This window comes from Streptomyces sp. NPDC107498, assembly GCF_055582805.1.
Genome location: NZ_JBVJPE010000008.1, coordinates 102,615 through 127,417, shown reverse-complemented (window position 1 = coordinate 127,417; position 24,803 = coordinate 102,615). Strand labels below are relative to the sequence as shown.

Here is a 24,803-nt window from a genome sequence, read left to right as displayed (position 1 = left end):
CCCTGCATCCGACGGAAACAACGACTGGAATCAGGACAGAATTCCCACCCGGCGCATGGATTTTCGCGATCATGCAGTATCCTGCGCCGTCGCCCCCCGCTCGGGCATGCCGCAGACACCCGCGGAGGTGCAGGTCAGACCGGGCACGGAGGGTGAGACGGCGCCCCTCGCGGGTCCACGACCACGCCGTCGGTGAGACCGCGATCACATGCGGCGCCGTCCCTTCAGACGCGGTGGCGTGATCCACGGTTGCCTCCCTCCGGACCCGGAACCTGTCGTCACGTCCCCGTCTGCCCCGCGACGGCGAAAACGTGACGTCCGGACCTGGGGCCTGTCGTCCGACGACGAAAACGTGACGTCCGGACCTAGGACGGGTCCTAGGTCCCCAGCCCGTTCCCCCGATCCGCTCCCCCGGCCTAGCGTCGCCCCATGACCGACACCACCGGCATCCTCGACGAGGCCCTCGGACGGCTCCACACCACGGGACCCGAGCGCGACGGCTGGCTCACCAACCACGCCCCCATGGCCGTCGAAGCCCTGGTCCGCCACGGCCAGGCCCCGGTCGTCCACCGCTGGCTCGACCACTACGCGCCCAAGCTGGAGGAGCTGCCGCCGGCGCACCTCCCGGTCACGGCGGGCAACTGGCGGGAGGCCCTCGGCGACCCGGCCCGGATCACCGACTGGACCCGGTTCTTCGCCCGCGAGCTGGCGGACCGGCCGTGGCGGTCGGTCCTCGCCGAGTGGTGGCCCCGGCTGCTGCCCGGCATCACGGGCGGGGCGACGCATCCGGTGATCCGCACCGGTCACGCCGTACGGACCCTCCTGGACGCGGAGGAGACGGCGCCGCGCCGCGCCGAGCTGGCGCACGCCCTCGGCTACTGGGCGGCCCGCCACCAGCCGCTCCCGCCGCTCGCCCCGCTGGACCGGGCGCCTTCCGCGGCGGCCGCGCTCGACGCCGTACCGCCGGTTCCGGAGCAGGACGGCGGCATCCGGGCCCGGCTCGCGCAGCTGACGGCGTTCCCGGTGTGGGGCGGGGCGCAGGATCCCGACACGGCGGAGGAGCTGCTCGTCGAGCTGGTGACGGCGGCCACGCACCGGTACGCGTCCCACGGCCACGGCGAGCCGATCATGCTGGTGCACGCGGCGACCGCGCCGAACGCGGTCCTGCGGGCCCTGCCCGCGCTGCCCCGCGAGCTGTGGGCGCCGAGCGTGGCGGCGGCCTGGGCGGCATCGGCCGCGGTGACGGCGGCCTACACGCCGCGCGAGGCCGCCCCGTGTGCGAGGACGGGCCTCACCGCCGAGGAGGTCTTCGAGCGGGCGGCGGCCCACGGGGACGACCACACGATCAAGTTCACGGACACGGCGCTCGACGTCGGCGACCCGCTCGCGCTGGCCGCCGCCGTCCGCTCGATCGACCTGAACCCGCCCGTCCTGTAGCGGATCAGCCGAACTGGACGGACCGCTTGGCGAGCCCCATCCAGAAGCCGTCGATCACCGAGCGCTCCGCGTCGAGGTCGCCGGCCGCGTCCGCCGCGCCCATGGTGACGAAGAGCGGCGCGAAATGTTCGGTGCGGGGGTGGGCCAGGCGGCCGGCGGGCGACTTGTGCGCGAAGTCCAGGAGGGAGTCGACGTCGTGCGCGGCGAGCGCCTCGCTGCCCCAGGCGTCGAACTCGGCGGACCAGCCGGGGATGCCGAGGCCGGTGTGCCGGAGGGCGGCGAGGTTGTGGGTGAAGAAGCCGCTGCCGACGATCAGGACGCCCTCGTCGCGCAGCGGGGCGAGCCTGCGCCCGATGTCCATGAGCCGGCGCGGGTCGAGGGTGGGCATGGAGATCTGGAGGACGGGGACGTCGGCGCCGGGGAACATCTCGACGAGCGGCACGTACGCGCCGTGGTCGAGGCCCCGGTCGGGGATGTCCTGCACGGGCGTGCCGGGCGCGCGGAGCAGCTTGCGGACGGCCTCGGCGAGCCGCGGGGCGCCGGGGGCGTCGTACCGGACCCGGTAGTAGTGCTCGGGGAAGCCCCAGAAGTCGTGGACGAGGGGGACGGTCTCGGTGGCGCCGAGCGCGAGCGGGGCCTCCTCCCAGTGGGCGGAGACCATGAGGATCGCCTTGGGGCGCGGCAGTTCGGCGGACCAGGCGGCGAGCTCGCCGGGCCAGACGGGGTCGTCGGCGAGCGGCGGGGCGCCGTGGGACAGGTAGAGGGCGGGCATCCGTTCCGACGTGGTGTCCATGACGGCCTCCGTTCTTGAAACTTCAAGCTCTTCGGATGCAGCGTAAACCTACATAGTTCAACTTTCAAGAATGAGTCGTACGATGGGAACCATGGGAGACATGACCGAACCCCGCTGGCTGACCGACGAGGAGCAGCGCGTCTGGCGCGCGTACCTGCACGCCACCACGCTCCTTGAGGACCACCTCGACCGCCAGTTGCAGCGCGACGCCGGAATGCCGCACCTCTACTACGGACTCCTCGTCCAGCTCTCCCAGGCCCCGCGCCACCGACTCCGGATGACCGAACTGGCCCGGAGCGTCAAGATCACCCGCTCCCGCCTCTCCCACGCGATCGCCCGCCTGGAGAAGAACGGCTGGGTGCGGCGCGAGGACTGCCCCTCCGACAAGCGCGGGCAGTTCGCCCAGTTGACGGACGAGGGCACGGAGGTCCTCCGGCGGAACGCGCCCGGCCATGTGACGGCCGTCCGACAGGCCATGTTCGACCGGCTCTCCCCCGAGCAGGTGGAGCAGCTCGGCGTGATCATGCGCGTCATGGCCGAGGGCCTCGAACCGACGGACGCGGACGCGGACCTGCCCTGGCTCCGCTGACCGGGCGGAACGGGCCGGGCGGAACGGGCAGGAAGACGGGTCCGCCCCGGCTCCGCTGAGCAGCGGAGCCGGGGCGGACCCGTACGCGAAGGCCGGATGCCGTCCGACCGTCAGTGCGCGCAGACCGTCAGTGCGCGATGACCGTCAGTGCGCGCAGACCATCAGTGCGCGATGACCGGCACCTTCACCTCGTCGTCCACGTCCGCGCCCGCGCCCTCGCCGGACCCGGCGACCGGGCCGGTCCCCGGCTTCCCGGTGTTGATGAGCACGAAGGCGATCGTGGCCGAGAGGACCAGGATGCCGACCGCCCACCAGATGGCCGCGGCGTACCCCTCGACCATGCTCTGGAGCTGGAGCAGCTTCCGCGCGGCCGGGGAGGTCGCGCCGGCGGCGTGGTCGGTCAGGTAGGCGGTGGTCGCCGAGGCGGCGATCGTGTTCAGCAGGGCCGTACCGATGGCGCCGCCGACCTGCTGCGAGGTGTTGACCATCGCGGAGGCCACACCGGCGTCCCGCGGGTCCACGCCGATCGTCGCGAGCGACATGGCCGGCATGAACGCCGTGCCCATGCCCAGGCCGAGGAGCAGCTGCGCGGGCAGGATCAGCCCGGCGTACGAGGTGCCGATCTCCAGCTGGGTGAGGAGCAGCATGCCGACGCCGGCGGTCAGGAAGCCCGGTGCCATCAGGAACCGCGGCGGGACGCGGGTCATCAGGCGCGTGCCTATCTGGGTCGAGCCCGTGATCATGCCCGCGATCATCGGCAGGAACGCGAAGCCCGTCTTGACCGGCGAGTACCCCTTCACGACCTGGAGGTAGTACGTCAGGAAGAGGAACAGGCCGAACATCGCGATGACGGCGAGGCCCAGCGACAGGTAGACGCCGCCGCGGTTGCGGTTGGTCACGACGCGCAGCGGCAGCAGCGGGGACTTCACCCGCGACTCGGTGAGCGCGAAGGCGAGGAGCAGCACGGCGGAGCCGACGAAGAGGCCGATCGTGCCGGCGTCGCTCCAGCCGGCGGACTCGGCGCGGGTGAAGCCGTAGACGAGCGAGACCAGGCCGAGGGTGGAGAGGATCACGCCGGGGACGTCGAGCGGCGAGCGGTTGCGGCCGCCCGCGGGCTCACGGACGACGAGGTACGCGCCGACGGCGGCGACCACGGCGAACGGGATGTTGACGAAGAAGGTCCAGCGCCAGTTCAGGTACTCGGTGAGGAAGCCGCCGAGGATCAGGCCCACGGCGCCGCCGCCACCGGCGATCGCGCCGTAGATGCCGAAGGCCTTCGCGCGCTCCTTGGCGTCGGTGAAGGTCACGGCGAGCAGCGAGAGCGCGGCGGGCGCGAGGAGCGCGCCGAAGGCGCCCTGGAGCGCGCGGGCACCGAGCATCATCGCCTCGCCGGTCGCGGCACCGCCGAGGGCGGAGGCGGCGGCGAAGCCGATCAGGCCGGTGACGAAGGTCCGCTTGCGGCCCCACAGGTCGGCGATGCGGCCGCCGAAGAGGAGCAGACCGCCGAAGGCGAGGGCGTAGGCGGTGATGACCCACTGCCGGTTGCCGTCCGAGATCCCCAGGTCCTGCTGGGCGGAGGGCAGGGCGATGTTCACGATCGTCGCGTCGAGCACGACCATCAGCTGGGCGAGGGCGATGAAGATCAGGGCTTTCCAGCGGCCGGGGTCGGCCTGGACCGCGGTCGTCTCGGGGATTTTCGGCATGGGGGTAGCCACCTCTTGGCGCGTACTGGTGAGAAAAGGACGTAAGGAAGTGCGGGTTGCTCGAGACCGGGGGGTCGGGTCAGGTCACGACGAACAGGAGTCGCGTCTCAGGTCCTCCAGGGTCGCGGCCTTTCCGGGCAGCTCGGAGCGGGCGGGCAGCTCCAGGCCGTCGAGGAAGATCTGCAGGTGGCGGTGGACGAACTGGTCGAAGGAGCCGCAGCCCGTACCGGGCAGCGGGCGGGTCAGCTGGGAGAGCGCCACCATCAGGTCTCCGAGACCCACGTCGGCGCGCATCCGGCCGGCCCGCTGCGCCCGCTCGATGAGGCCCTGGACGACCCCTCCCAGGCGGTCGCGCCCGGCGATCAGGTCGGGGTGGTCCTTGTCGAAGTCGTCCTCGAGCATCGGGCACAGGGCCCCGACGCGCTCGTCGGCGGCGCCGTGGACGAAGCGGCGGAGGGCGGCGAAGGTGTCGTCCTCCTCCTCGGCGGCCCGCTCGGCGACCTCGATGACGCGGCCCATGAGCGAGAGGACGACCTCGTGGACGAGGTCGGCGCGCTCGGGGAAGTTCCGGTAGAGCGTGGCGTTCCCGACGCCGGCCCGGCGCGCGACCTCGTCGTACGGCACCTGGCGGCCGAACTCGACGAACATCTCGCGGGCCGCCGTCACGATCCGCTCGCGGTTGCGCAGGGCGTCGGCCCGCGGGCGGGGTACGCGGCGGGCGGGCGCGGTGCCGGGGGTGCTGGTCACGCCACGACCTCCTCACAGTCGTCCAGGGGTTCAGGGATCGAAGAATTCAGGGATTCGGGGATTCATCGGGGCTCGCCCGGAGCACCTCCGGAACCGATCCGGGGAAGGAGTCCCCACTTGCCTCGACACGGGTGTAAACGGGGACCAGGTCCCCGGTTATTTCCCGACCCCCGTGTGACCTGCCTCACAAGCGTCCCGCTCCGTGGAATACCCACGATCGGGCCACCCGGCGCGCGCGCCCGGACCCCGCGCCCCAGGCTGAATCGCACGGCGCGCACCCGCGGAAGGGGTCGCGGCGCCGACCTGCCCCCACCGGAGAGGCGACGCATGCAGCACCCCCGCCGACGGATACGCAGACCCGTCGCCCTGGCGGCGACCACGGTGCTCTCCCTCGCCCTGCTCGCCTCGGCGAGCACCACCCTCCCCGGGCCCGCCCCCGCCTCGGCGGGCCCCGTGGCGGCCGCGCCGACCGGCGCCCAGCTGGGACCGTGCCGCATCGTCACCACGATGGGCGTGCAGATGTCGGAGGGGCTGCCCACCGCCCCCGGATACGTGCGCTCCACGGGCCGCGTCAGGGCCCTCAACCTGATGGTCGACTTCCCGGACGCCCCCGGGGACGGAACGGCGATGGGCCGCTTCCGGGAGTTCTTCCCGCAGACCGCCGACTGGTTCCGCACCAGCTCGTACGGGCGCCTGCACTACCAGGCCGAGGCGCCGATACCCGACTGGCTGCGCATGCCCCGGGCGTTCTCCTCGTACGGCATCGAGCGCGGCTCGCCGTACGAACCGGGCTACCGCTCCCTCGTCGAGGACATCGTGAAGGCCGCCGACATGCGGGTGGACTTCAGCGCCTACGACCTGGTCAACGTCCTCGTCACGCCGAACGCCGGGCCCTCCGCCCTCGACACCGTCCTGTCCGTGACCTTCTCCGGCAACGACGACGCCCCCTACGCCGACGGCGTGCCGCTCGCCAACACGTCCTTCGTCTACAGCCGCCAGGACGACGGCTCCGGCAGCTTCGCCGACACCGGCTACCGCGTCCTGCCCCACGAGAACGGCCACGTCTTCGGCCTGCCCGACCTCTACACCGCGGACGGCGGCGGCAGCGTCGGGCACTGGGACATCATGTCCGAGGACTGGGGCGCCAACAACGACCTCCTCGGCTGGCACAAGTGGAAGCTGGGCTGGCTCGACAACGACCAGGTCAGCTGCGCCTCGAAGCCCGGAACCGCGGACTACAGCCTCACCCCGCTCGCGGTCCCCGGGGGCCCCAAGCTCGCCTTCGTCCCGCTCTCCGGCACCTCCGGGTACGCCGTCGAGGTCCGCGACAAGGACGGCAACGACGAGGCCGTCTGCGAGCAGGGGGTCCTCGTCTACCGGGTGGAGTCCGACGTGGACACCGGCCGCGGCCCGGTGACCGTGGCCGACAGCGACCGGGCCAGCGGCGGCTGCACCCGCCGGGCCAACGTCCACGCGGAGCTGTCGGACGCCCCGTACACCCCCGGCGAGAGCTTCACGGACCACGCCAACGGCATCCGGATCACCGTCCTCGACGAGGACGGGACGGGCACGTACCGGGTCCGCATCACCCGGCGGTGACCAGGTCCCTGAGCTCCCGCTTGAGGATCTTCCCGGTCGGGTTCCGCGGCAGCTCCCCCGCCCGTACGAAAACCCGGGCGGGCACCTTGAAGGCGGCGAGGCGCCTCCCCACGTGCGCCCGCAGCGCCTCGGTCGCCCCGGCGCCCGCGTCCGCGCCGGCCCGCAGCCGCACGACGGCCACGACCTCCTCCCCGAGCAGCGGGTGCGGCACCCCGAGCACGGCGGCGTCGACGACGTCCGGGTGCTCGTGCAGCACGCCCTCGACCTCGACGCAGTACACGTTCTCGCCGCCGCGGACCACCATGTCGGTGAGCCGGTCGACGACGTCGACCCGTCCGTCCGCGTCGACGCGGGCGAGGTCGCCGGTCCGGAACCAGCCGTCCTCGGTGAAGGCGGCGCGGGTGGCGGCCCCGTCCCCCCAGTAGCCGCGGACCAGGCACTGCCCGCGCAGCCACAGCTCCCCCACGCCCTCGGCGTCGGGCCGCTCGACGCGCACCTCGGTGACGGGCGAGGGCCGGCCGACGCTCCCGGGGTGGGCCCGGTACTCGGCGCCCACGTTCGCCAGGACCCCGCCGCAGGTCTCGGTCAGCCCGTACCCGTTCCGGGGCTCGATCCGCTCCCCGTACCCCTCGGTGAGCCCCGCGACGATCCCGGGCGGGGCGGCGGCGCCCCCGGTGCTGAGGAGCACGAGGCTCGTCAGCGGGTCCCCGGTGCTCCGGGCGAGTTCGAGCAGCTGGAGCGCGGTGGTGGGCACCCCGGCGAAATGGGTGACGCCCTCGTCCCGGATCAGCCCGAGGGCTCGGCCCGCGTCCCACTTCCGCATCATCACCAGGGTCCCGCCGGCCGCCATGACGGCGTAGAACGACGTGAACGCGGCGACGTGGAAGAACGGGAACGTGGTCAGGGACACCATCGCCGGCCCCGTCCCCGGCACCTCGCCGCGCGCGAGGGCCGCGGCGGCGGCGAAGTACCGCGGGTTCATGGCGGCCCCGGTCTGCGCGCGGTGCGTGGCGACGGCCCCCTTGGGCCGCCCGGTGGTGCCGGAGGTGTAGACGATGGTGGCGTCGTGCTCGGGCAGGACGTCGACGGACGGCGGACCGAGCAGGGGATCGTCGTCGGCGACGTACGCGGTGAACCCCTCCCCCTCCTCGGGCTCCCCCCGGAAGACGATCCCGGGCACGCCGCGCCGGACGGCCCACTCCCGCACCCGTCCGACCCGCTCCCCGTCGACGAGCAGCACGCCGGGCGAGCAGTCGTCGAGCGCGTACGCGAACTCGTCCTCGGTCCACCAGGCGTTGAGCGGTACGGCGACGAGCCCGGCGAGCTGCGCGGCCCAGAAGGCGATCTGCCACTCGGGCAGGTTCCGCATGGCCACGACGGCCCGGTCCCCCGGCCGCAGCCCGTACTCCCCGACGAGCCGGCGCGCGAGCCCGCAGGCGGCGTCGAAGAACTCCCGGTAGCTCATCCGCACGCCCTCGGCCACGAGGAACGTCCGGTCCCCGTAGCCCCAGGTCACCTCGACGAACTCCCGCAGCGTCCGCGGCCCCCCGACGTACGCCCCGTCCTCGACGGCGAAGGGCGCCCCGGGCCCGCAGAGCCGCTCGATCCCACCGTCCGTCACCACGAGGACCTCCTGTCCGGAACCGGGGAACACGACCGGCCGCCGGCTGAGCCGGCGGCCGGTCGTCATCCTTCCCGGATCAGTGGTTGATGTCTATGACGATCCGGTTGGGAGCGGTCAGCTTGAAGACCTTGTACGAGGAGTGCGCCCCGAGGGCGAGCCCGAAGGTGTTGCTGTCCTCGAAGCTGTAGACGAGCGCCTGCCCCTTGAGGCTGGGGTAGGCGAAGGACTGCGAGCGCGGGCTCGTGTACGTGGCCTGGTGGTTCCCGTCGAACGTCTCGGCCGGCATGAGGGTGACCTTCAGGTACGAGTCGCCCTGGATCGGCACCTGGGTCTGCGAGCCCTCCTCGCCCCAGTAGAGCGGGGTGGTCTGCTCGCTGGTGGTCCACCCGGGAACGGTGCCCTCGCCGAGGTCGACGACGACCCGGTCGTAGGTGTCGTGCGTGGCCGTCCGCATCCCGAGGACGCAGATGTGGGCACACGTGGGAGCGGCCGCCACGGCCGAGGCGGACGTGGTGCCGAGCAGGGTGGCGGCGAGGGCGGCGGAGCCGATGAGGGTGGCTGTCGCGGTCTTGCGCATGTTCTCTCCTCCAACAACGGGAATCAGTTCGATCCGACACACCGGCCGTCGCCCCGGTCCGACCGGGTCGGCGTGAAGACGTCGCAACGGGAGACGAGGAGAACCGCGACGCCCGCCACGACGAACCGTCCGAGAACACGTCTCTGCGGGGCGCACGCGGTCTCCTCCTTCAGACCGGAAGGGCCGCATCCTAGGTCAGGTACCTGACACATTTACTAGATCATTTCGCGTAGTCCGTCATGTCCCCCACACCCCGACACCACACAACGACAACCGGGGCGACCCGCGACACCCCCATCCGCTACGCTGTCAGCGGTCAACGCCTTCGTAGCTCAGGGGATAGAGCACCGCTCTCCTAAAGCGGGTGTCGCAGGTTCGAATCCTGCCGGGGGCACAAGGTCAAAGGGCACCTAGCAACGTTGCTAGGTGCCCTTTGACATCCACGGCTGACATCAACGGCGACGGTCAGGGACGACCGGGCCGCCTCTTGAGCAGCCGGTCCATGTGACTGATGGCCTCGCGCTGCGTGTCCTGGACGACGTGCGTGTACACGTCCATCGTGATGCTGATCTGACTGTGTCCGAGGATCTCCATCACGACGCGGGGCGCGACGCCGGCCGCGGTGAGCAGGGTCGCGCAGCCGTGACGGGCGTCGTGGAGCCGGATGACACGGAGCCCGGCGGAGGCGGCGACGCGGGTGAAGGAGGACGGTGCAGACGACCAGCGGCTCCGCGACCGCATGCATGACATCATGGGTCGGCTACACACGCAGCATCCGGGACGCCATCACCGAGCTGGGGCACCTCGGCCTGGTCGCCGATACCAAGATCAGCGTCCGCGTCCACAGCGGAACACAGTTCTTCAAGCTCTACGTGGTCAACAACGAGGACGCGTTCTTCTGGTACTACCCGATCCGCCCCAACAAGGTCGTCGCCCAGGGCGGGACAATCGAGATCTACGACCTGGTGGGCAAGGACACCGTCCTCTTCCATCACTCCATCAACGACGGCGAGTCTTCGGGCGGAGCCCAGCAGGTCCAGCAAGCCCGGATGTGGTTCGACAGCGTCTGGGAGACCATCGGAAGGGACTTCGACCTTGACGCACGCTGACCCACTCACCGAGACCCTGGCAAACGCCCGCGTCATCCTCTTCGACTTTGACGGACCCGTGTGCGACGTGTTCGCGGGACTGCCGGCGTCCGAGGTCGCGCGGGAACTGACCACCCTCCTTGCCTCTCAGGATGAAGCCGCGGGCACGAAGGCCTCCCAGACCGACGACCCGATCGAGGTTCTGCGCATCGCGCACGAGGTCGGCACCGAACTGGGACAGAAGGTCGAGCGGGCCCTCACTGCCGCCGAGGTCCGAGCTGTCGCGGTGGCCGGCCAGCCGACGCGAGGAGCCGTGGAAGCACTCCAGGCAGCGCGTTCGAGCGGCCGAGGCGTGGCGGTGGTGAGCAACAACTCCGCCGAATGCGTAAGGGCCTTCCTGGAGCTCCACGGCCTGGAGGAGCACGTCACGAAGATCGTGGGTCGCCCCTCCGAGCACCTGCATCTGATGAAGCCGAACCCATTCCCGCTCATCACGGCAGCCGAGCAGATGGACATCGACGTCACAGGCTGCACCCTGATCGGCGACTCCCTCGCGGACATCCAGGCGGCCCACGCAGCCGGGGCAACGGTCATCGGCTACGCCAACAAGCCGCACAAGGCAGACCTGTTCGCCGAAGCGCAGGCCGACGTCGTCACTGAGGACATGCACGCCATTGCCGACGCGTTTATCACCGTGTAACGACCCGTCCCTCGACTACCGCGCCTGGAACGAGGTGGAGTTCGTACGGGGTGTAGCACTCGGACATCTCAGTGCCGATTGTGGCACCGCATCTGCACCCCCGATTCGGTCCCTTGTCGCCAGGATTGCCGCAGCAGCCCACTTCTTCTGTGCTCAACGGAACCAGGCTCGGCATGTCCTCAGGGTGGAGCAGCAGGGTGTTGCGAGGCCCTCCAGAAACCATCTCGACGCCCTCGTAGCTGATCGACGGTCCACCCGGATACGCCGGGGCAAAGCTGTCCTGGTCGTCGCTTGCCACGAACGGTGCACCGGTCGGGTCGGGGTCAACCGCATAGAAGCCGCGCGGCATGGTCGCGGACGCACGCCGAACCCCATCGACCGGCAAACCGTCAAAGAAGGGACGCCCGGGCACCTCGGCCATCTGCTGCAGCTCTGCCGTCAGCCGAGCACCACACGAAGCACAGTGAAAGATCGTCATCGAGAGACTGACTACCGGGTCGACCCAGATCAGGGCAACAGCTTTTGATCAGACGGTGAGGGTCCAGCCTGTTGTTACAGATTTCCCTACCTCATCAAGGCACCCGCCGCGCACGGCGCGCGCGGCCCGTCGCCCGGACCTGCGCTCCCGTCTGCGCCCCGCTCCAGCCCGGCCGCCGTCCGCACGCCTGACAGCTCGGGTTGATGGGTGACGAACCCACGAGGTGGCCGAGGCAGTACGCAAGTGGCGCTCAAGGCAATGCCTCCGGCGGGGGCGCTCCGACTCCGGGATGGGGAGGGGACCGTACGCGGGTGCCGGCCGGTGGGATGGGAGCTGGAGGTAGGGCTGTGTCTACGCCCGGAGAACTGGCACGACAACACCGGGTTGGCTGACTACGGTGATCCCATGCTGGAAGACGATGGTGGTCTGGCCGCTTGGCTGGAACCGAAGCGACTACTCACCAGCCCTGCGCGCCATATCAGCACGCTGCGATACCTGCTGGCCGAGGACGACGACGCGCTCCTGATGCACGACTACGACCTCATCAGTGATCCGCAGACAGTCGCCATCGTGAAAGCTCAGCAGCGAGCAGCGGGACAGCGCCACCGTAGGCTGCGGCGACTGGTAACGCGCCGGCGCTATGCGAAGTGACATCAGCAGATGACACCAACGTCGCCGGACAACAGAGTTGTAGGCGTGAGCAACAAGACCCGTTGATCGAACTTCCGAAGGTTGAGATCGCTGGCGCCACCGTCTCAGCGGTGAGTGTCTAACTGCGTGACAACGCCGACGAACAGCGGCGAACGAGCACGAACGTCTGCGGACCATCAGCGCAGGTGAGAGGCGCAGCATCCCAAGGCGCAGCTTCGTCCCGAGTTGCTTCGGGACGAAAAGGTCGCGGGTTCAAATCCCTCCACCCCGACGCTGAAGTCCAAGGTCAGAGGCTGGTAGCAAATTTGCTACCAGCCTCTGACCTTGCTGGCCCCGGATCAGGTCGGACCCATACACCACTCCCCTGGACGCAACCGTTTCGACACCCCTTTCCAGCACCCCTTCAGTCGTCGTGCGAAACTCCCTCCCTGGTCAGAGGGAGGGGCAGGGGCGTGGAGAAGTCCGAGGCGAAGCGGTTGCTGGAACGAGCTCGCGAGATGTGGGATGCGGAGGAGTGGCTGCGTTCCGCCGAGCTGTACGAGCAGGTCCTCGCTCACTATCCGGACGAGGGCCCCAGCGCGATGTGGTGGTACGACGCAGCACTGGCGTACAAGTTTCTGCGTAACTGGGCAAAGGCCTACGAACTCGGCCGTGAGGCTGCTGCCCGCTCGCCGCGCGGCGAGCAGGACCCGGTGTTTTGGAACCTGGGGGTCGCTGCCACGATCCAGCGTGACTGGTCGACCGCCCGTGACGCTTGGGAGGGCTTCGGGATCCCGATGCCAGAAGGCGAGGGGGAGATCAACGGCGCCTTCGGCCCGGCGTGCGTACGGCTGGACACGGGTGGCGAGCGCGAGGTGGTCTGGATCCAGCGGCTCTGCCCGACGCGAGGGCGCGTGATGAACGTTCCTGCCACGAAAGGCCGACGCTTCGGGGAGATCGTCGTGCACGATGGGGAGCCGACCGGCGAGCGGACGTACAACGGCCAGAAAGTCGCTGTCTTCGATGAATTGCTGCTCTTCGAGGCCTCTTCGCTGCCGACGCTGCATGCGACCGTAAACACAGCGGATGCATCCGACGTCGACGCCCTGGTGGCTTCATTCTTCGCGCAGGACTTCGGTGCAGAGCCGGCGAGCAGCTTCCACATGCTGTGTGCATGCTGCAGCGAGGGGCCGGTCGACTGGGATGAGGCCAGCGTGCCGACACACGGCGGCTCGCAGACTGTCTGGCTGGCCGCCCCTGAGACCGAGGCCCGGCAACTACTGGATGCATGGGCGTCGGGCGGCGAACGCAGCTGGAACGGACTGGAGCTGTTCGGTTGAGCCCCGAGAGTGATGGGAGGGCCGAGGACGGCCCGTACCGTTGTCCCTGCTGCGGCTTCCTGACGCTCGATGAGCGTGGCAGCTTCGACATCTGCCCTGTGTGCTTCTGGGAGGACGACGGACAGGACGACCACGATGCCGACCAGGTTCGAGGTGGTCCGAACGGCCGACTGAGCCTCACGGAGGCACGGCAGAACTTCCAGACCATGGGAGCCTGCGACGAGCGGTGCACCGCATTCGTACGCGAGCCTCTGCCGCACGAATACCCAGCGGTCTGATATCACCGGCTGACATCAACGTCGCCAGACGGCCCCGCATCTCGGCGCCCTGGACTGGATGCCGAACCGGTCGGCAAGCAGGCGTCCGGGCGGCTCGCACGGCCCAGGGATCGAATTCCTAAAGCGGATGTCGCAGGTTCGAATCCTACCGGGGGCACAAAATCAAAAGGCACCTACGGATCTCCGTAGGTGCCTTTTGGTATCCCCGCTCGCCCGGACCTGCGCTCCCGTCTGCGCCCCGCTCCAGCCCGGCCGCCGTCCGCACGCCTGACAGCTCGGGTTGATGGGCGACGAACCCACGAGGTGGACGAGGCGGTACGCGAGTGCGGCTCAGGACGATGCCTCCGGCGGGGCGCTCGGGCTCCGGGATGGAGGGGTGCTCGTCCGCGGGCGCCGACCGATGGGGGGTGGCGGTGGGACTCCCGTCCCGTCTGCCGCCGGTCCGGGCGGAGTCCCGAGCAGACACGGCGCGTGGGTCGACGGCAGACAGGACGGGGCCGGGGAGAGTGGTGAGAAAGGAGCGTCGCCGTCTCACCGGCCGTCCCGTCGACCGTCAGTCCTCAGTGTTAAAACACCTGCATGACATACAGGTTCACGGCGTTGCTTGCGTGCGGACTCGATGATCCGGAAATGGACGACTGCCTGATGGCAGGTGTGGCCGAGTCCGACGATGAGGACGGCTTCTCGCTCATGTTCATGTGCGACTTCGACGAGCCAGACGCGCAAGAGGTGGCCCTGGGCATGGACACGCACTGCCTGGTCACGCCCGACCAGGGCACTGCCTACGGCTGCGTACGCGAAGTGCAACTGGACAACGACGTGCTGCGCGTGACCTTGGATCCCGAGTCGCTGGACGACCTAGGGCTGACCGACCCCGTCGTCGAGGCGCTGCTCCGTGCCCCAGCAGAGGACTTGGCGCGGATGCGTGAAGTCCTGCCGCGCATCCTGCGATACGGACGTCGCGAGGGCCGCCCCAGGTTGATCGGTGCGTGACGAGGAAGTCCTCGGCCCTCAGGCGAAGGGAGAGAGCCCGGCAGTCTCGAGGTGATCGAGCAGGTCTTGAAGACATGCGTCCGGCGAAGGCCGGTCGGTACGAAAGAACGCATCCTCACCCAGGACTCCGCCGGAGACGATCACCATCCATCGTGTGCCCGGGGTCCGCCCGCCGTCAGCTTTGAAGACTGCGCAACACCCCTGCTCGATCAGCCATTCCATGAGCTCCACGATGTCCACGCCCACCCCTCTCCCGTAGATCTTGTCAGTGTCGAGCGCCGGGTGACCCGTGGGGCCGTCCCCGAGCCGTGCAGAGGCGGCCAAGGGTGCGCAACGACGACGACAGCCGACTGGACCCCGCAGTTCGAGGGAGTCAGGAGCGGTTGGCTCTCAGGTCAGAGACCCGGGGTGTCATTCCTTCGGCTACCGGCCTCATGTGCGACGGCTCCGCCTGCCGGGAGGGCACGGGAAGGAGGGCCGGCTCGGGGGATGGTTTCCTGGGGCGGCCCCTTCCGGTGTCAGCGGAGTTCTTCCGGGCAGGCCGTGCCGCGCGAGAGTTTGTAGGGGGCTCCCAGGCGGTAGACGCCCGCCTTCGGGGCGACGAGTTCCGTCCATTCGTCGCCCTCGGAGTCCGCCTCGGTCTTGAAGAGGCAGCCCTCCTCGTTGGCGAAGACCTTGGGGAGTTCGGTGTCCGAGGCCTCGCGGGCCAGCTTCGAGGCCTCCGTCTCCTTCGGCGGTTCGATCTTGCCGCCGTCCTCGTCGATGAGGGCGAGCCAGGGCGAGTACGGGACGCGGATCAGGACCCGGCCGGGACTGTCGACCCGGATCACGACCTCGTTCTCCTCCGCGCTCCGCACCTCGGCCGGCGGGTCGGCGAGAGGGGTCGGGTTCTGCACCTCGTACAGCCGCCAGTTCTCGTCCGACCAGACCTGCCTCAGGTACGGCAGGCCCTCGGCGACCAGCTCCGCCTCCTGCTCGGCGCCCGAGTCCGGGGCTCCGGTGGGCAGGACGACGTAGTGGACGGCCCAGCGGTGGAGCCAGTCCCGGTAGTTCGCGGCGTTCAGCGTGTCGTCGTAGAAGAGGGGGTTGCGCTCCATGTCCGCCTGGCGGTTCCAGCCGCGCGCCAGGTTGATGTACGGGCTGAGCGCGGAGGACTCGCGGTGGCTGGACGCCGGCACGACCTCGACCCGCGCCTTGCCCGCGTCCCGGACCTGGAGCTGGTTGACGAGCGGCGCGAGCTCGCGCGCCCAGGACGCGTCCGGGGCGGTGCGGATGACGTCGTCGACGCCCTTGAAGCCGATCCAGAAGTTCAGCCCCGCGACGGCGAGCAGCAGCGCGTACCAGCGGCGTGAGCGCGGCGCCGTGTACGGCAGGGCCGCGAGCAGCACGACGCCCGCGAAGAGCATCGGCAGCCGGGAGATGTTCGAGCCGATCTGGGAGTCGATCAGCCAGGTCAGGAGGGTGCCGATCGTGTAGACCGCCGCCGCCGTGCGGACCGTCCGCCAGGTCTTCGGGACGAGGAGGAAGGTGAGGGCGCCGAAGAGGAGCGGGAGCGCCGCCGAGCCGAAGGCCATCGGCTGCGTGCCGGAGAAGGGGAAGAGCCAGGAGGAGAGGGCCACCACGGCCACCGGGGCGAGGCCGAGGGCGTACGCGCCCGGACGCCGTTTGTTCAGGAACAGCGCCGCCGCCGCCACGCCGAGGAACAGGCCCGCGACCGGGCTGCACGCCGTCGCCAGACCGGCCAGCGGGGCGGCGACCGCCGCCTTCGCCCAGCGTTTGCGGCGCCAGCGGTACGGCCAGCAGAAGACGGCGGCGACCGCGCCGAGCGCGAACATCATGCCGAGGCCGAAGGTCACCCGGCCCGAGAGCGCGTTGCAGAGGAAGGCGAAGACGCCCGCGATCGAGCAGACCAACGGGTTGCGGACCGCCCGCACCCGCACCAGGATCAGCGCGGTCAGGCCGGCCGACAGCGTCCCCGCGACCATCATCGTGCTGCGGACGCCGAGCAACGACATCAGGTAGGGCGAGACCACGCTGTACGAGACGGGGTGCATCCCGCCGTACCAGGCCAGGTTGTACGCGGAGTCCGGGTGCCGTCCCACGAACTCGGCCCAGGCGTCCTGCGCGGCCAGGTCCCCGCCGCTGTTCGCGAAGAGGAAGAACCACAGGACGTGCGTGAGGGCGGCGAGCCCGGTGGCCGCCATGACCGTGGAGCGGCGCTTGCGCCGTGGGGCGCGGGCAGGGGTGGGAGCGGGTGGCGCCGGGGCCGGTGCCGGGGCGGGCCGCTGCGTCGGAAGCACTATTCGCGGGAGCGAAGGGGACTCGATATCCGTGGGCGGGCCGTCGTCGGTGTCACGAGCTTCATGGGCATCACGGTAGACGTCGGGGTCGGACTCCGCGCGGTCGGCGCGTGTCGGCTCGGCGGTGGTCACTGCGGCCCTTTCCCGTGCTGCTGCCCGTCTCGCTGCTCGCTTCTCGCGCAGGTACGCGTGCGTCTCGTCCCCCGAAGACGCTAACAGCCGGGCGCCCCGGAGAATCCGGGGCGCCCGGCCGAGCGGGTGGCCTCAGCCCAGGCGGGTCAGCTTCTTGTCGAAGCCCGGCTCCGCCAGGTCGGCCTTCAGGGCGACCGGGGAGCTGACCTTGCCCGAGCCGGTGCCGATCGACACCTGGCCGACGACGTCACCCGCCTTGCCGGAGTGCGGGACGGCCTTTCCGCCATCCGTGAGCTCCAGCTTCACCTCCAGGCCCGGCCAGCCGACCGCCTTGAGCTCCTTGGTGGCCACGACCGGGGTCCGGCCGCCGAGGCCGTCGTCCACGTAGCCGAGGACCTGGCCCTTCTCGACCACGGCGGCCGAGGTGACGTCCTTCTGGGCCTGCTGGATCAGCTTGAGGCTGTTGTCGATGGCCAGCTGGAGCTTGTCGATGAGCATCTTGGCGTTCTTCGCCCCCATGACGATGCCGAGGATGCGGCGGTTCTGGCCGTCCACGACGGTGTTCGCCGCCCAGAGCAGATTGCCGCCGGCCGGGGTGGAGGAGCCGGTCTTGATGCCGCTCACGCCGTCGTAGAGCAGGATGTTGTTGTTGTTCTCGATCCGGCCGGAGATGCCGTCGACCGTCAGGTTCGGCATGTTCACGATCTCGCGGAACACGTCGTACTGCATGACCGCCTTCGCCAGCCTCAGCTGGTCCTGCGGGGTCGACATGGTGGTGTCGAGGAGACCGGACGGGTCCGTGTACGTCGTCTGGGTCATGCCCAGGTCCTTCGCGGCGGCGTTCATCTTCTCGACGAACGCGGCCTCCGAACCGGCGTCCCAGCGCGCGAGCAGCCGGGCCACGTTGTTCGCGGAGGGGATCATCAGGAGCTCCAGGAGCTCCTTCTCCGTGTAGGTCTGACCCTCCTGGACCGGCGCCGTCGACTCCGAATCGTGCTTCGCCTGGTCGGCGGCCTTCTTGTCGATCGTGATCTCGGGACCCTGCTGCTTCCCCTTGATCAGGTGGTCGCGGAGGATCACGTACGCCGTCATCGTCTTGGTCACGGACGCGATCGGAGCGGGCTTCTGCGCTCCGTACATGCCCATGGAACCGACGCCCTCGACCTCGACGGCGCCCTGCCCCTCGTTGGGCCACGGCATCTGCAGCTTGCCGCCGTCGAAGGTGAAGGTCGGCGCGGCCGACAGCGTCAGCGCGGGCGCGGGCAGCGGGCGGACCATCTGCACGATCGCAAAGACGATCAGGAGGAGCAGGACCAGCGGGGTCCAGATCCGCACCCGGCGCACGGCCGTCCGCAGCGGGCTCGGCGGCGGGGGCGGCGTGTTCGTCAGCTCCGCGAGCAGGTCGAGCGGGGGCAGCGGCGGCAGCGGCTGCTGCCGGGTCCGCTCCGGCTCGGCGAGCGCCGCCGGCGACGGCGCTACGGGGGCGGGCGCGGGCTTCTCGGACGCGGGGGCCTTGGGGTCCTTGGCGGCCTCGGGGGCCTTGGGCGCGGGCGCCGGGGCGGCGGGGGCCTTGGCGGCCTCCCGCGCCGCCTTCTCGGCCTTTTGCTCGGCCGGGATGTCGGGACGCAGCGCGCGGAAGACGCTGGTGCGCTCGCTGTCGGAGTCCGCGGTCGGACCGGTCGGACCGGTCGGACCGGACGGGAGCTTCAGGGCGGTCGTCGGCTGGTCGACCACGGGCGGACGGACCATCTTGAACATGGTCGTCGGCTGGTCGACGGGCTCCTCGTCCTCGGAGGAGTCGGCAGAGTCGGAGGAGTCGGTCTCGTCCGGGGTGCCGGCCTCGTCCGGGGTGCCGGCCTCGTCCGGGGTGCCGGCCTCGTCCGAGGAGTCCGGCTCGTCCGAGGTGTCACTCTCGTCCGAGGCGTCCGACGGCTTCGAAGGCTTCGGCTGTTCGGTGGACGCCTCGGGCTCCGTCGACTTCTCGTCGGCGGCCGGCTTCCGCGTGGCGAACCAGGACGCGGTGGGCGCCTTGTCCTCGCCCTCGGCATCCTCGGCGTCCTCGACCGCCTCCTCGCCCTCGGCATCGGAGTCCTCGGCCTCGGTCTCGTCCTCCGACTCCGACTCCTCGGCCTCGGCCTTCGACGCCTCCGGCTCCTCCGTCGCGACCCACGCCGCCACGGCCGCCTTCAGACGGTCGCTCTCCGCCCCGGCCTCGGCCTCGGGCTCCGAGTCCGGCTCCGCCTTCGCCTCCGTCTTCGGTTCCGCCTCCGGCTTCGCCTCCGCCTCCGGCTCCGTCTTCGACTCGTCGTCCTCGGGCGTGCGCGGCGTCAGGTTCTTGAACACGGCCGTCGGCTGATCGACCTGAACCGCCGAGGACGACGAGGCGTCTGACTCACGGAGAACGGAAAGCCGAGGATCCCGGCCGCCGCCCGAGGCCGTCGTCTCCTGAGACGACCCCTGCTGCTCCGCCTTGTCGGGGGACTCGCCCGCCACCGTGCCTCCTCCATGCGTCATGCGTACGTCCGAACCGTGTACCAGTGTCCTGTGTGAACCCCTTGGCTCCCGTGCTAGACGAGAACGACATACCTGCCGGTTCCCGGATGAACCACCCAGGCACTCTCGACAGATGAATGTGAGAGGGGTCACCCTGTCATTCATCCACGCGGGGAGGCATGGATGGGCAGGAGCCGCAGAACTATTCCGGAAGAGCTTCTGCTGCTCGCTCTGGACCCGACCACGGGTACCACAGCGCAGCCGCAGTCGCTCGACCTCGGTCTGGCCGGAGCACAGCTAGTGGAGCTGGCTCTGGCAGGCCGGATAGCCCCTGACGGGGATCGTATCGCCGTGGTGATGCCACGGCCGACCGGAGATCCGACACTGGACTCCGCACTGGAGCTGCTGCGCAGGCGCGGCAGTCCGGTTCGGGCCGTCCACTGGATCGGCGGGCCCCGGCTGGGGCTCCGCCAGACGTATCTCTCGCATCTGGAGCGATGCGGCATGGTGCATGCCGTGGAGGGCCAGATGTGCGGGGTGTTGCCGACGGTTCGCTACCAGGCGACCGACACGGCGATCAGTCGGGAGATCCGTGCCCGACTGGACAGTGCGATCCGCACCGGCGTGCCGCCGGACCCGCGGACCGCGGCGCTCGCCGCGCTGGCCCACGCGGTCGGTCTCGGCAAGCACCTGTACCCCGGCAACGAAGGACGGTCGTCGCGGTCCCGGCTGCGCGACCTGATCCGGCACGACCCCATGGGCGGACTCGTGGCGCACGCCGTGATGGACGTCCAGAACGGCGCGGCGGCGCAGCCGCGCCGGAGCGCCGCGGGCGTCCCGGCGCAGCCTCGCGGCAGCATGGACCGCGTGGCCGCGCACTGACCGACGCGCGGCCCGCACGAAGCAACCCGCACCACGAACCACCTGGAACCATTCCGGGAGCCGCACGGGTGTGCGGGGCGGTCTGGACGGCCGTCCCGCACACGTGCGTTGTCCTGTTTTCCCAGCGCGCACCCGGCCATTGGTGGCAGTCTGCCAAGCGGTAGATACTCACAGCTACGCAGCAGACAGCCGGAGGTGCAGTTTCCGTGGCGTCCAACGTCAACCCCACCGTCAGGCGACGTCGATTGGGCCAGGAGCTGCGCAAGCTCCGCGAGGCGAAGAACATGACGGCCGAGCAGGTCGCCGAGCGCCTCCTCGTCTCCCAGTCCAAGATCAGCCGGCTGGAGAACGGCCGTCGGTCCATCAGCCAGCGTGACGTCCGGGACCTGTGCGGCGTGTACGAGGTCGAGGACGAGCGCATGGTCGACTCCCTCATGCAGATGGCCAAGGACTCGCGCCAGCAGGGCTGGTGGCACGCCTTCGGCGACATCCCGTACAGCGTCTACATCGGTCTGGAGACGGACGCGGAGAGCCTGCGGATGTACGAGCCGCAGATCATCCCGGGCCTGCTCCAGACCCATGCCTACGCGGAGGCCGTGATCTCGGGCGCGCTGCCGGAGTCGACGCCCGCGGAGATCGAGAAGCGCGTCACGGTCCGGACCCGCCGCCAGGAGCGGATCCGGGACGAGGAGCGTCCGTTGCGCCTGTGGGCGGTGATCGACGAGGGCGCGCTGCACCGGATCGTGGGCGGCCGGCAGTTGATGGTCGAGCAGCTGGAGCACCTGATCGAGCAGTCGCACCTGCCGCACGTCACCGTGCAGGTGATCCCGTTCGAGATGGGCGCGCATCCGGGGATCAGCGGGCAGTACTCGATCCTGGAGTTCCCGGACACCTCGGACTCCAGCGTCGTCTACATCGAGGGCGTGACGAGCGATCTGTACCTGGAGAAGGCGCAGGACGTCGGCAAGTACTCCGTCATGTACGAGCACCTCAGGGCGCAGGCGCTGAACGTGGAGCAGACGCGGGAGTTCATCTCGAAGATGGCGAAGAAGCACGCCCAGGGCTGATCACCGAAGGGCGGGGCAGGCACCGTACACCGGGTGATCGCTCCCACGGAAGCACGGTTGGAATATGCCACTCGGACGTGTGAACGCCGGTCCCGTCGGACGGGACCGGCGAGTAGCGTCGATCACGCCATCAAGAACGTTGGCGCGACACACTACTCGGCAGAACCGGAGTGAGCAGCATGGCGATTATTCAGGGTGCTACGGACACCTGGACGAAGTCCTCGTACTCGGGTGGGAACGGGGCCTGCGTCGAAGTGAAGTCCCCTGTCATGGCCGCGATCGCGGTGCGGGACTCCAAGGCGCCCGAGGGTCCGTCCCTCTCTTTCGGTCCGGGATCGTGGAACGCCTTCGTCGGCGAGGTGAGCACCGGGGCCCTCTGAGCCCCGGTGCGCGCACGCCGTCACCAGCGGTACAAAAAGAGCCCTCTCGACCGGTCCGCCGTCCTGGCCGAGGGGGCTCGGCTTCTGCCCGCGCGAGGTCAGCGCAGCTCGTCCACGTAGCGGTCCGTGCCCGGGACCGTCGGGACGAAGGGCGCCACCAGTTCCACCCTCCCCGCGCCCCCGCCCAGGTCCTCCAGGTCCGCGAAGTGGTCCGTCCAGCACGCGCGGGGGTCCTCCTCCAGGAACCAGAGCAGGGTCAGCCGGGTGTCGACGCCCTCGACCTGCTTCACGTACGTCATGCGGTCGCCGGGCAGCGGGGTCGGACGGAAGACGGTCACCAGCGCCGCCGGTGAGCCGGCGAGGCGGCGGGGCAGGTCGCGGGTGCGGAGGCGGTCGAGCAGGGCCGCCCGCTCCTCCGGGCCCTCGGCGTCGACCACCTGGAGGATCAGCCCGGCGTAGGGGTGGTCGAGGGCGTGGAAGTCGCGCGGGCCGGACGCCCCGTCGCGGTAGACGGTCGCCTCGTGGTCCTGGAACGAGGTGAAGACGTGGGTGCGCTCGTGGTGGACGCGGGCGTCGCGGTCGAGCCGCCTGTTGATGCCGACGGTCCACTTCATGTGGTCGTCGTAGCGGCCCTCGGTGATCCAGTACGTGGAGAGGTAGCAGCCGGCGGTGACCGGCCGGGCGACCGCGGACTCCTTCGGGCCGCGCAGGAGCTGGAGTTCGCGGGTGGCGACCCAGCGGCGGCCGGCGTACATCCAGGGCATGGCCATCGCGCCCGCGTAGTAGTGGTCGTCCTCGTACCAGCGGTTGTAGGCGTGCTCGTGGCCCGGGTGCGGCTCGACCATGGTGATCAGCGCGTGGCCGGGACGCACGCCGTACGGCCCGAGGGCCGCCAGTTCCGCGTACGTCTCGCTGCGGGTCTCCTCGCTCACTCCCGTACCCCTTCCCGTGTCTTCCCTTGTCGGTGACGGGCACCTACTCTGACGGACCGTCAGTTGCTTGGCCAGGGTCGAGGAGGGTCCGGATGCTGCTCCAGGGGAAGACGGTCGTCGTATCGGGGGTCGGTGCCGGGCTCGGGCACCGGATCGCGGAGACGGTGGTCCGGGACGGGGGGCGCGCGGTCCTCGGCGCCCGCACCGTGGCCAACCTCGCCAAGTCCGCGGCGGAGATCGACCCGGAGGGCCGCCGCACCGCCTACCGCGCCACGGACATCACCGACGAGGAGCAGTGCGAGGCGCTCGCCGCGCTCGCCGTCGAGCGCTTCGGCGGGATCGACGCGGTCGTCCACGTCGCCGCGTGGGACTCCTACTTCGGGGGCCTGGAGGACGCGGACTTCGGCACCTGGCAGGGGGTCCTCGACGTCAACCTGCTCGGCACGCTGCGGATGACCCGGGCCTGCCTGCCGGCGCTGAAGGAGCGCGGCGGCTCGGTGGTCCTCATCGGGACGCAGTCGGCGGTGGCGGCGCCCTCGCAGGTGCGGCAGGCGGCGTACGCGGCCTCGAAGGGGGCACTGACCTCGGCCATGTACTCGCTCGCGCACGAGCTGGGGCCGCACCGGATCCGGGTCAACACCGTGCTGCCGGGATGGATGTGGGGGCCGCCGGTCCAGGCGTACGTCCGGTTCGCCGCGCACACCGAGGGGGTGCCGGAGGCCGAGGTCCTCGCCCGGCTCACCGAGCGGACGGCGCTGCCCGAGCTCGCGACGGACGGGGACGTGGCGGAGGCGGCGGCCTTCCTCGCCTCGGACCGGGCGCGGGCCATCACCGGGCAGTCGCTGCTGGTCAACGCCGGGGAGCTGATGCGCTGAACGCCCTGCTTCCCGTACTGCGGGGCGCGCGGACGGATCAGCCCCTCGGGTAACGGGCCAGCCAGCCCGGGGAGGACTCCGCCGCGCCGTGCAGGGCGGCGCCCTGGGTCATCTCCATCGCGAAGTCGTCCGCGAGCTCCAGGACCGTCGGGCGCCCCTCCAGTTCGGCCAGCCAGGCCGGCGGAAGGGCCGTCTCGCCGTGCAGGGCACCGAGCAGCGCGCCCGTGAGCGCTCCGGTCACCGCCGAGGGGCCGTCGTGGTTCACCGCGAGCCGCAGCCCGTGCCGTACGTCCTCGCCGACCAGGGCGCAGTAGACCGCCGCCGCCAGCTGTCCCCCGGCCCGGTCCGCACCGGCCCCGAGGGCCGTCACCCGGTCCGCGTCCGGCGCCCCCTCCCGTACGGCGGTCAGCGCGGCCCTCAGGGCCTCGGTGACCGGCTCGTGGCCGGGGCGCACCGCGAGCTGCTCCAGGGCGCGGGCCACCGCCGCCTCCACGGAGCCGCCGCGCGCGAGACCGTGGACGGTGACCGCGAAGGCGCCCGCCGCGAGGCCCGCCTCCGCGGCGCCGTGCGTCTGCGCCGCGCACTCCACGGCCAGCTGGCAGACGAGCTGCGGCTCCCAGCCCACGAGCAGCCCGAAGGGGGCGGAGCGGGCGAGCGCGCCGGAGTCCGCGGCGTCCGGGTTCTTCGGCTTGTCGAGCGTGCCGAGGACGTCGTCGCCGAGGCCGGTGAGGCAGGCGCGGGGCGGATTGCGACGGGCGTAGAGCCACTCCTCGCACGCCAGCCAGCCGTTGTCCTTGCGGCGCTCGTCCGGGCCCCAGTCGCGCTGGGTGGCGGCCCAGCGCAGATGGGCCCGGTGGACGTCGGTGGGCGGGTGCCAGGCGCCCGTGTCCCGGCGGACCTGGGCCCTGATGAGGCCGTCCACGGTGAACAGGGCCATCTGGGTCGCCGCGGTGACGGCGCCGCGACGGCCGAACGCGGGCACGGGATCCGTGAGTCCGTCAGGTCCGTGGACCTCGCGCAGCTCCGCGAGCGTGCGGCCGTCGGCGGCCGCGCCCAGGGCGTCGCCGAGGGCCCCACCGAGCAGACAGCCCCGTACGCGGGCCCGGAAGTCCTGCTGCTCGGCGCGGCCCCACACGGCTGCGGCTGTCGTGGCCACGACGTGCCCT

At 70.7% G+C, this 24,803-nt stretch carries 24 protein-coding genes, 1 tRNA gene and 1 pseudogene; 14 read left to right on the top strand and 12 right to left on the bottom strand.

What is annotated here, in order from left to right:
• The first annotated feature begins 429 nt into the window (after window positions 1-429).
• Complete coding sequence (locus ACZ66Z_RS16525; protein ID WP_469934670.1) at window positions 430-1,437, top strand: questin oxidase family protein; 1,008 nt, start codon at window positions 430-432, stop codon at window positions 1,435-1,437.
• A 4-nt stretch (window positions 1,438-1,441) separates the two neighbouring features.
• Here the strand turns inward: ACZ66Z_RS16525 and ACZ66Z_RS16520 are convergent, their stop codons facing one another.
• Window positions 1,442-2,230: a dioxygenase family protein gene (locus tag ACZ66Z_RS16520; protein WP_469934669.1), complete on the bottom strand. Its 789-nt coding sequence runs from the start codon at window positions 2,228-2,230 to the stop codon at window positions 1,442-1,444.
• Between the two features lie 82 nt (window positions 2,231-2,312).
• Here ACZ66Z_RS16520 and ACZ66Z_RS16515 point away from each other — a divergent pair, with 82 nt between their 5' ends.
• Window positions 2,313-2,819 (top strand): MarR family winged helix-turn-helix transcriptional regulator, encoded by a 507-nt coding sequence (locus ACZ66Z_RS16515; protein WP_469934668.1) that lies wholly within the window; start codon window positions 2,313-2,315, stop codon window positions 2,817-2,819.
• A 161-nt stretch (window positions 2,820-2,980) separates the two neighbouring features.
• Here the strand turns inward: ACZ66Z_RS16515 and ACZ66Z_RS16510 are convergent, their stop codons facing one another.
• Complete coding sequence (locus ACZ66Z_RS16510; RefSeq protein ID WP_469934667.1) at window positions 2,981-4,522, bottom strand: MFS transporter; 1,542 nt, start codon at window positions 4,520-4,522, stop codon at window positions 2,981-2,983.
• Between the two features lie 84 nt (window positions 4,523-4,606).
• Window positions 4,607-5,269: a TetR/AcrR family transcriptional regulator gene (locus ACZ66Z_RS16505; protein ID WP_469934666.1), complete on the bottom strand. Its 663-nt coding sequence runs from the start codon at window positions 5,267-5,269 to the stop codon at window positions 4,607-4,609.
• A gap of 327 nt (window positions 5,270-5,596) precedes the next feature.
• Here ACZ66Z_RS16505 and ACZ66Z_RS16500 point away from each other — a divergent pair, with 327 nt between their 5' ends.
• Window positions 5,597-6,868: a M6 family metalloprotease domain-containing protein gene (locus ACZ66Z_RS16500; RefSeq protein WP_469934665.1), complete on the top strand. Its 1,272-nt coding sequence runs from the start codon at window positions 5,597-5,599 to the stop codon at window positions 6,866-6,868.
• Here ACZ66Z_RS16500 and ACZ66Z_RS16495 read toward each other — a convergent pair.
• Entirely contained in the window at window positions 6,855-8,558 is a 1,704-nt protein-coding gene (locus tag ACZ66Z_RS16495) for a class I adenylate-forming enzyme family protein (RefSeq protein ID WP_469934664.1), read from the bottom strand. The genes ACZ66Z_RS16500 and ACZ66Z_RS16495 overlap by 14 nt on opposite strands.
• A 10-nt stretch (window positions 8,559-8,568) precedes the next feature.
• A complete protein-coding gene (locus ACZ66Z_RS16490) occupies window positions 8,569-9,069 on the bottom strand; it encodes an AMIN-like domain-containing (lipo)protein (RefSeq protein ID WP_469934663.1) in 501 nt (166 codons plus the stop codon).
• Between the two features lie 321 nt (window positions 9,070-9,390).
• Between ACZ66Z_RS16490 and ACZ66Z_RS16485 the strand changes: the two genes are divergently transcribed.
• Window positions 9,391-9,463 (top strand) — tRNA-Arg (locus ACZ66Z_RS16485).
• Between the two features lie 71 nt (window positions 9,464-9,534).
• On the opposite strand, the pseudogene ACZ66Z_RS16480 reads toward ACZ66Z_RS16485, so the two are convergent.
• Window positions 9,535-9,774: pseudogene (locus ACZ66Z_RS16480) on the bottom strand (tyrosine-type recombinase/integrase); the annotation flags it as partial.
• Between the two features lie 38 nt (window positions 9,775-9,812).
• Between ACZ66Z_RS16480 and ACZ66Z_RS16475 the strand changes: the two are divergent.
• Window positions 9,813-10,178 (top strand): hypothetical protein, encoded by a 366-nt coding sequence (locus ACZ66Z_RS16475; protein WP_469934662.1) that lies wholly within the window; start codon window positions 9,813-9,815, stop codon window positions 10,176-10,178.
• A complete protein-coding gene (locus tag ACZ66Z_RS16470) occupies window positions 10,165-10,857 on the top strand; it encodes an HAD family hydrolase (protein ID WP_469934661.1) in 693 nt (230 codons plus the stop codon). The genes ACZ66Z_RS16475 and ACZ66Z_RS16470 overlap by 14 nt, the downstream gene beginning before the upstream one ends.
• Here ACZ66Z_RS16470 and ACZ66Z_RS16465 read toward each other — a convergent pair.
• Complete coding sequence (locus ACZ66Z_RS16465) at window positions 10,847-11,335, bottom strand: hypothetical protein (RefSeq protein WP_469934660.1); 489 nt, start codon at window positions 11,333-11,335, stop codon at window positions 10,847-10,849. The two genes, ACZ66Z_RS16470 and ACZ66Z_RS16465, sit on opposite strands and share 11 nt — an antisense overlap.
• A gap of 405 nt (window positions 11,336-11,740) precedes the next feature.
• On the opposite strand from ACZ66Z_RS16465, the gene ACZ66Z_RS16460 reads away from it, so the two are divergent.
• The 4 genes from ACZ66Z_RS16460 (at window position 11,741) to ACZ66Z_RS16445 (ending at window position 14,576) form a co-directional block, all read left to right on the top strand.
• A complete protein-coding gene (locus tag ACZ66Z_RS16460) occupies window positions 11,741-11,986 on the top strand; it encodes a hypothetical protein (protein ID WP_469934659.1) in 246 nt (81 codons plus the stop codon).
• 452 nt (window positions 11,987-12,438) lie between these two features.
• Window positions 12,439-13,305 carry a tetratricopeptide repeat protein gene (locus ACZ66Z_RS16455; RefSeq protein WP_469934658.1) on the top strand — a complete coding sequence of 289 codons (867 nt, stop codon included), beginning with the start codon at window positions 12,439-12,441 and terminating at the stop codon, window positions 13,303-13,305.
• Complete coding sequence (locus ACZ66Z_RS16450; protein ID WP_469934657.1) at window positions 13,254-13,583, top strand: CPCC family cysteine-rich protein; 330 nt, start codon at window positions 13,254-13,256, stop codon at window positions 13,581-13,583. The genes ACZ66Z_RS16455 and ACZ66Z_RS16450 overlap by 52 nt, the downstream gene beginning before the upstream one ends.
• Window positions 13,584-14,162: 579 nt before the next feature.
• A complete protein-coding gene (locus ACZ66Z_RS16445; RefSeq protein ID WP_469934656.1) occupies window positions 14,163-14,576 on the top strand; it encodes an Imm10 family immunity protein in 414 nt (137 codons plus the stop codon).
• 18 nt (window positions 14,577-14,594) lie between these two features.
• On the opposite strand, the gene ACZ66Z_RS16440 is transcribed toward ACZ66Z_RS16445, so the two are convergent.
• The 3 genes from ACZ66Z_RS16440 to ACZ66Z_RS16430 all read right to left on the bottom strand — a co-directional run bounded on the left by ACZ66Z_RS16440 (window position 14,595) and on the right by ACZ66Z_RS16430 (window position 19,501).
• Window positions 14,595-14,816, bottom strand: coding sequence for a hypothetical protein (locus ACZ66Z_RS16440; protein WP_469934655.1), 222 nt, complete (start codon window positions 14,814-14,816; stop codon window positions 14,595-14,597).
• Window positions 14,817-15,094: 278 nt separating this feature from the next.
• Complete coding sequence (locus tag ACZ66Z_RS16435) at window positions 15,095-17,008, bottom strand: MFS transporter (protein ID WP_469934654.1); 1,914 nt, start codon at window positions 17,006-17,008, stop codon at window positions 15,095-15,097.
• Window positions 17,009-17,140: 132 nt separating this feature from the next.
• Complete coding sequence (locus tag ACZ66Z_RS16430; RefSeq protein ID WP_469934838.1) at window positions 17,141-19,501, bottom strand: serine hydrolase; 2,361 nt, start codon at window positions 19,499-19,501, stop codon at window positions 17,141-17,143.
• Window positions 19,502-19,684: 183 nt separating this feature from the next.
• Here ACZ66Z_RS16430 and ACZ66Z_RS16425 point away from each other — a divergent pair, with 183 nt between their 5' ends.
• The 3 genes from ACZ66Z_RS16425 (at window position 19,685) to ACZ66Z_RS16415 (ending at window position 21,830) form a co-directional block, all read left to right on the top strand.
• Entirely contained in the window at window positions 19,685-20,383 is a 699-nt protein-coding gene (locus ACZ66Z_RS16425) for a GOLPH3/VPS74 family protein (protein ID WP_469934653.1), read from the top strand.
• A gap of 206 nt (window positions 20,384-20,589) precedes the next feature.
• Entirely contained in the window at window positions 20,590-21,450 is an 861-nt protein-coding gene (locus ACZ66Z_RS16420; protein ID WP_469934652.1) for a helix-turn-helix domain-containing protein, read from the top strand.
• 179 nt (window positions 21,451-21,629) lie between these two features.
• The gene (locus ACZ66Z_RS16415; protein ID WP_469934651.1) at window positions 21,630-21,830 is read left to right on the top strand and encodes a DUF397 domain-containing protein; all 201 of its coding nucleotides are present in this window, start codon (window positions 21,630-21,632) and stop codon (window positions 21,828-21,830) included.
• A 98-nt stretch (window positions 21,831-21,928) separates the two neighbouring features.
• On the opposite strand, the gene ACZ66Z_RS16410 is transcribed toward ACZ66Z_RS16415, so the two are convergent.
• Entirely contained in the window at window positions 21,929-22,762 is an 834-nt protein-coding gene (locus ACZ66Z_RS16410; RefSeq protein ID WP_469934650.1) for a hypothetical protein, read from the bottom strand.
• A gap of 92 nt (window positions 22,763-22,854) precedes the next feature.
• On the opposite strand from ACZ66Z_RS16410, the gene ACZ66Z_RS16405 reads away from it, so the two are divergent.
• Window positions 22,855-23,637 carry an SDR family oxidoreductase gene (locus tag ACZ66Z_RS16405; RefSeq protein WP_469934649.1) on the top strand — a complete coding sequence of 261 codons (783 nt, stop codon included), beginning with the start codon at window positions 22,855-22,857 and terminating at the stop codon, window positions 23,635-23,637.
• 37 nt (window positions 23,638-23,674) lie between these two features.
• Here ACZ66Z_RS16405 and ACZ66Z_RS16400 read toward each other — a convergent pair whose 3' ends face one another.
• Window positions 23,675-24,793, bottom strand: coding sequence for an ADP-ribosylglycohydrolase family protein (locus tag ACZ66Z_RS16400; protein WP_469934648.1), 1,119 nt, complete (start codon window positions 24,791-24,793; stop codon window positions 23,675-23,677).
• Between the last annotated feature and the right edge of the window lie 10 nt (window positions 24,794-24,803).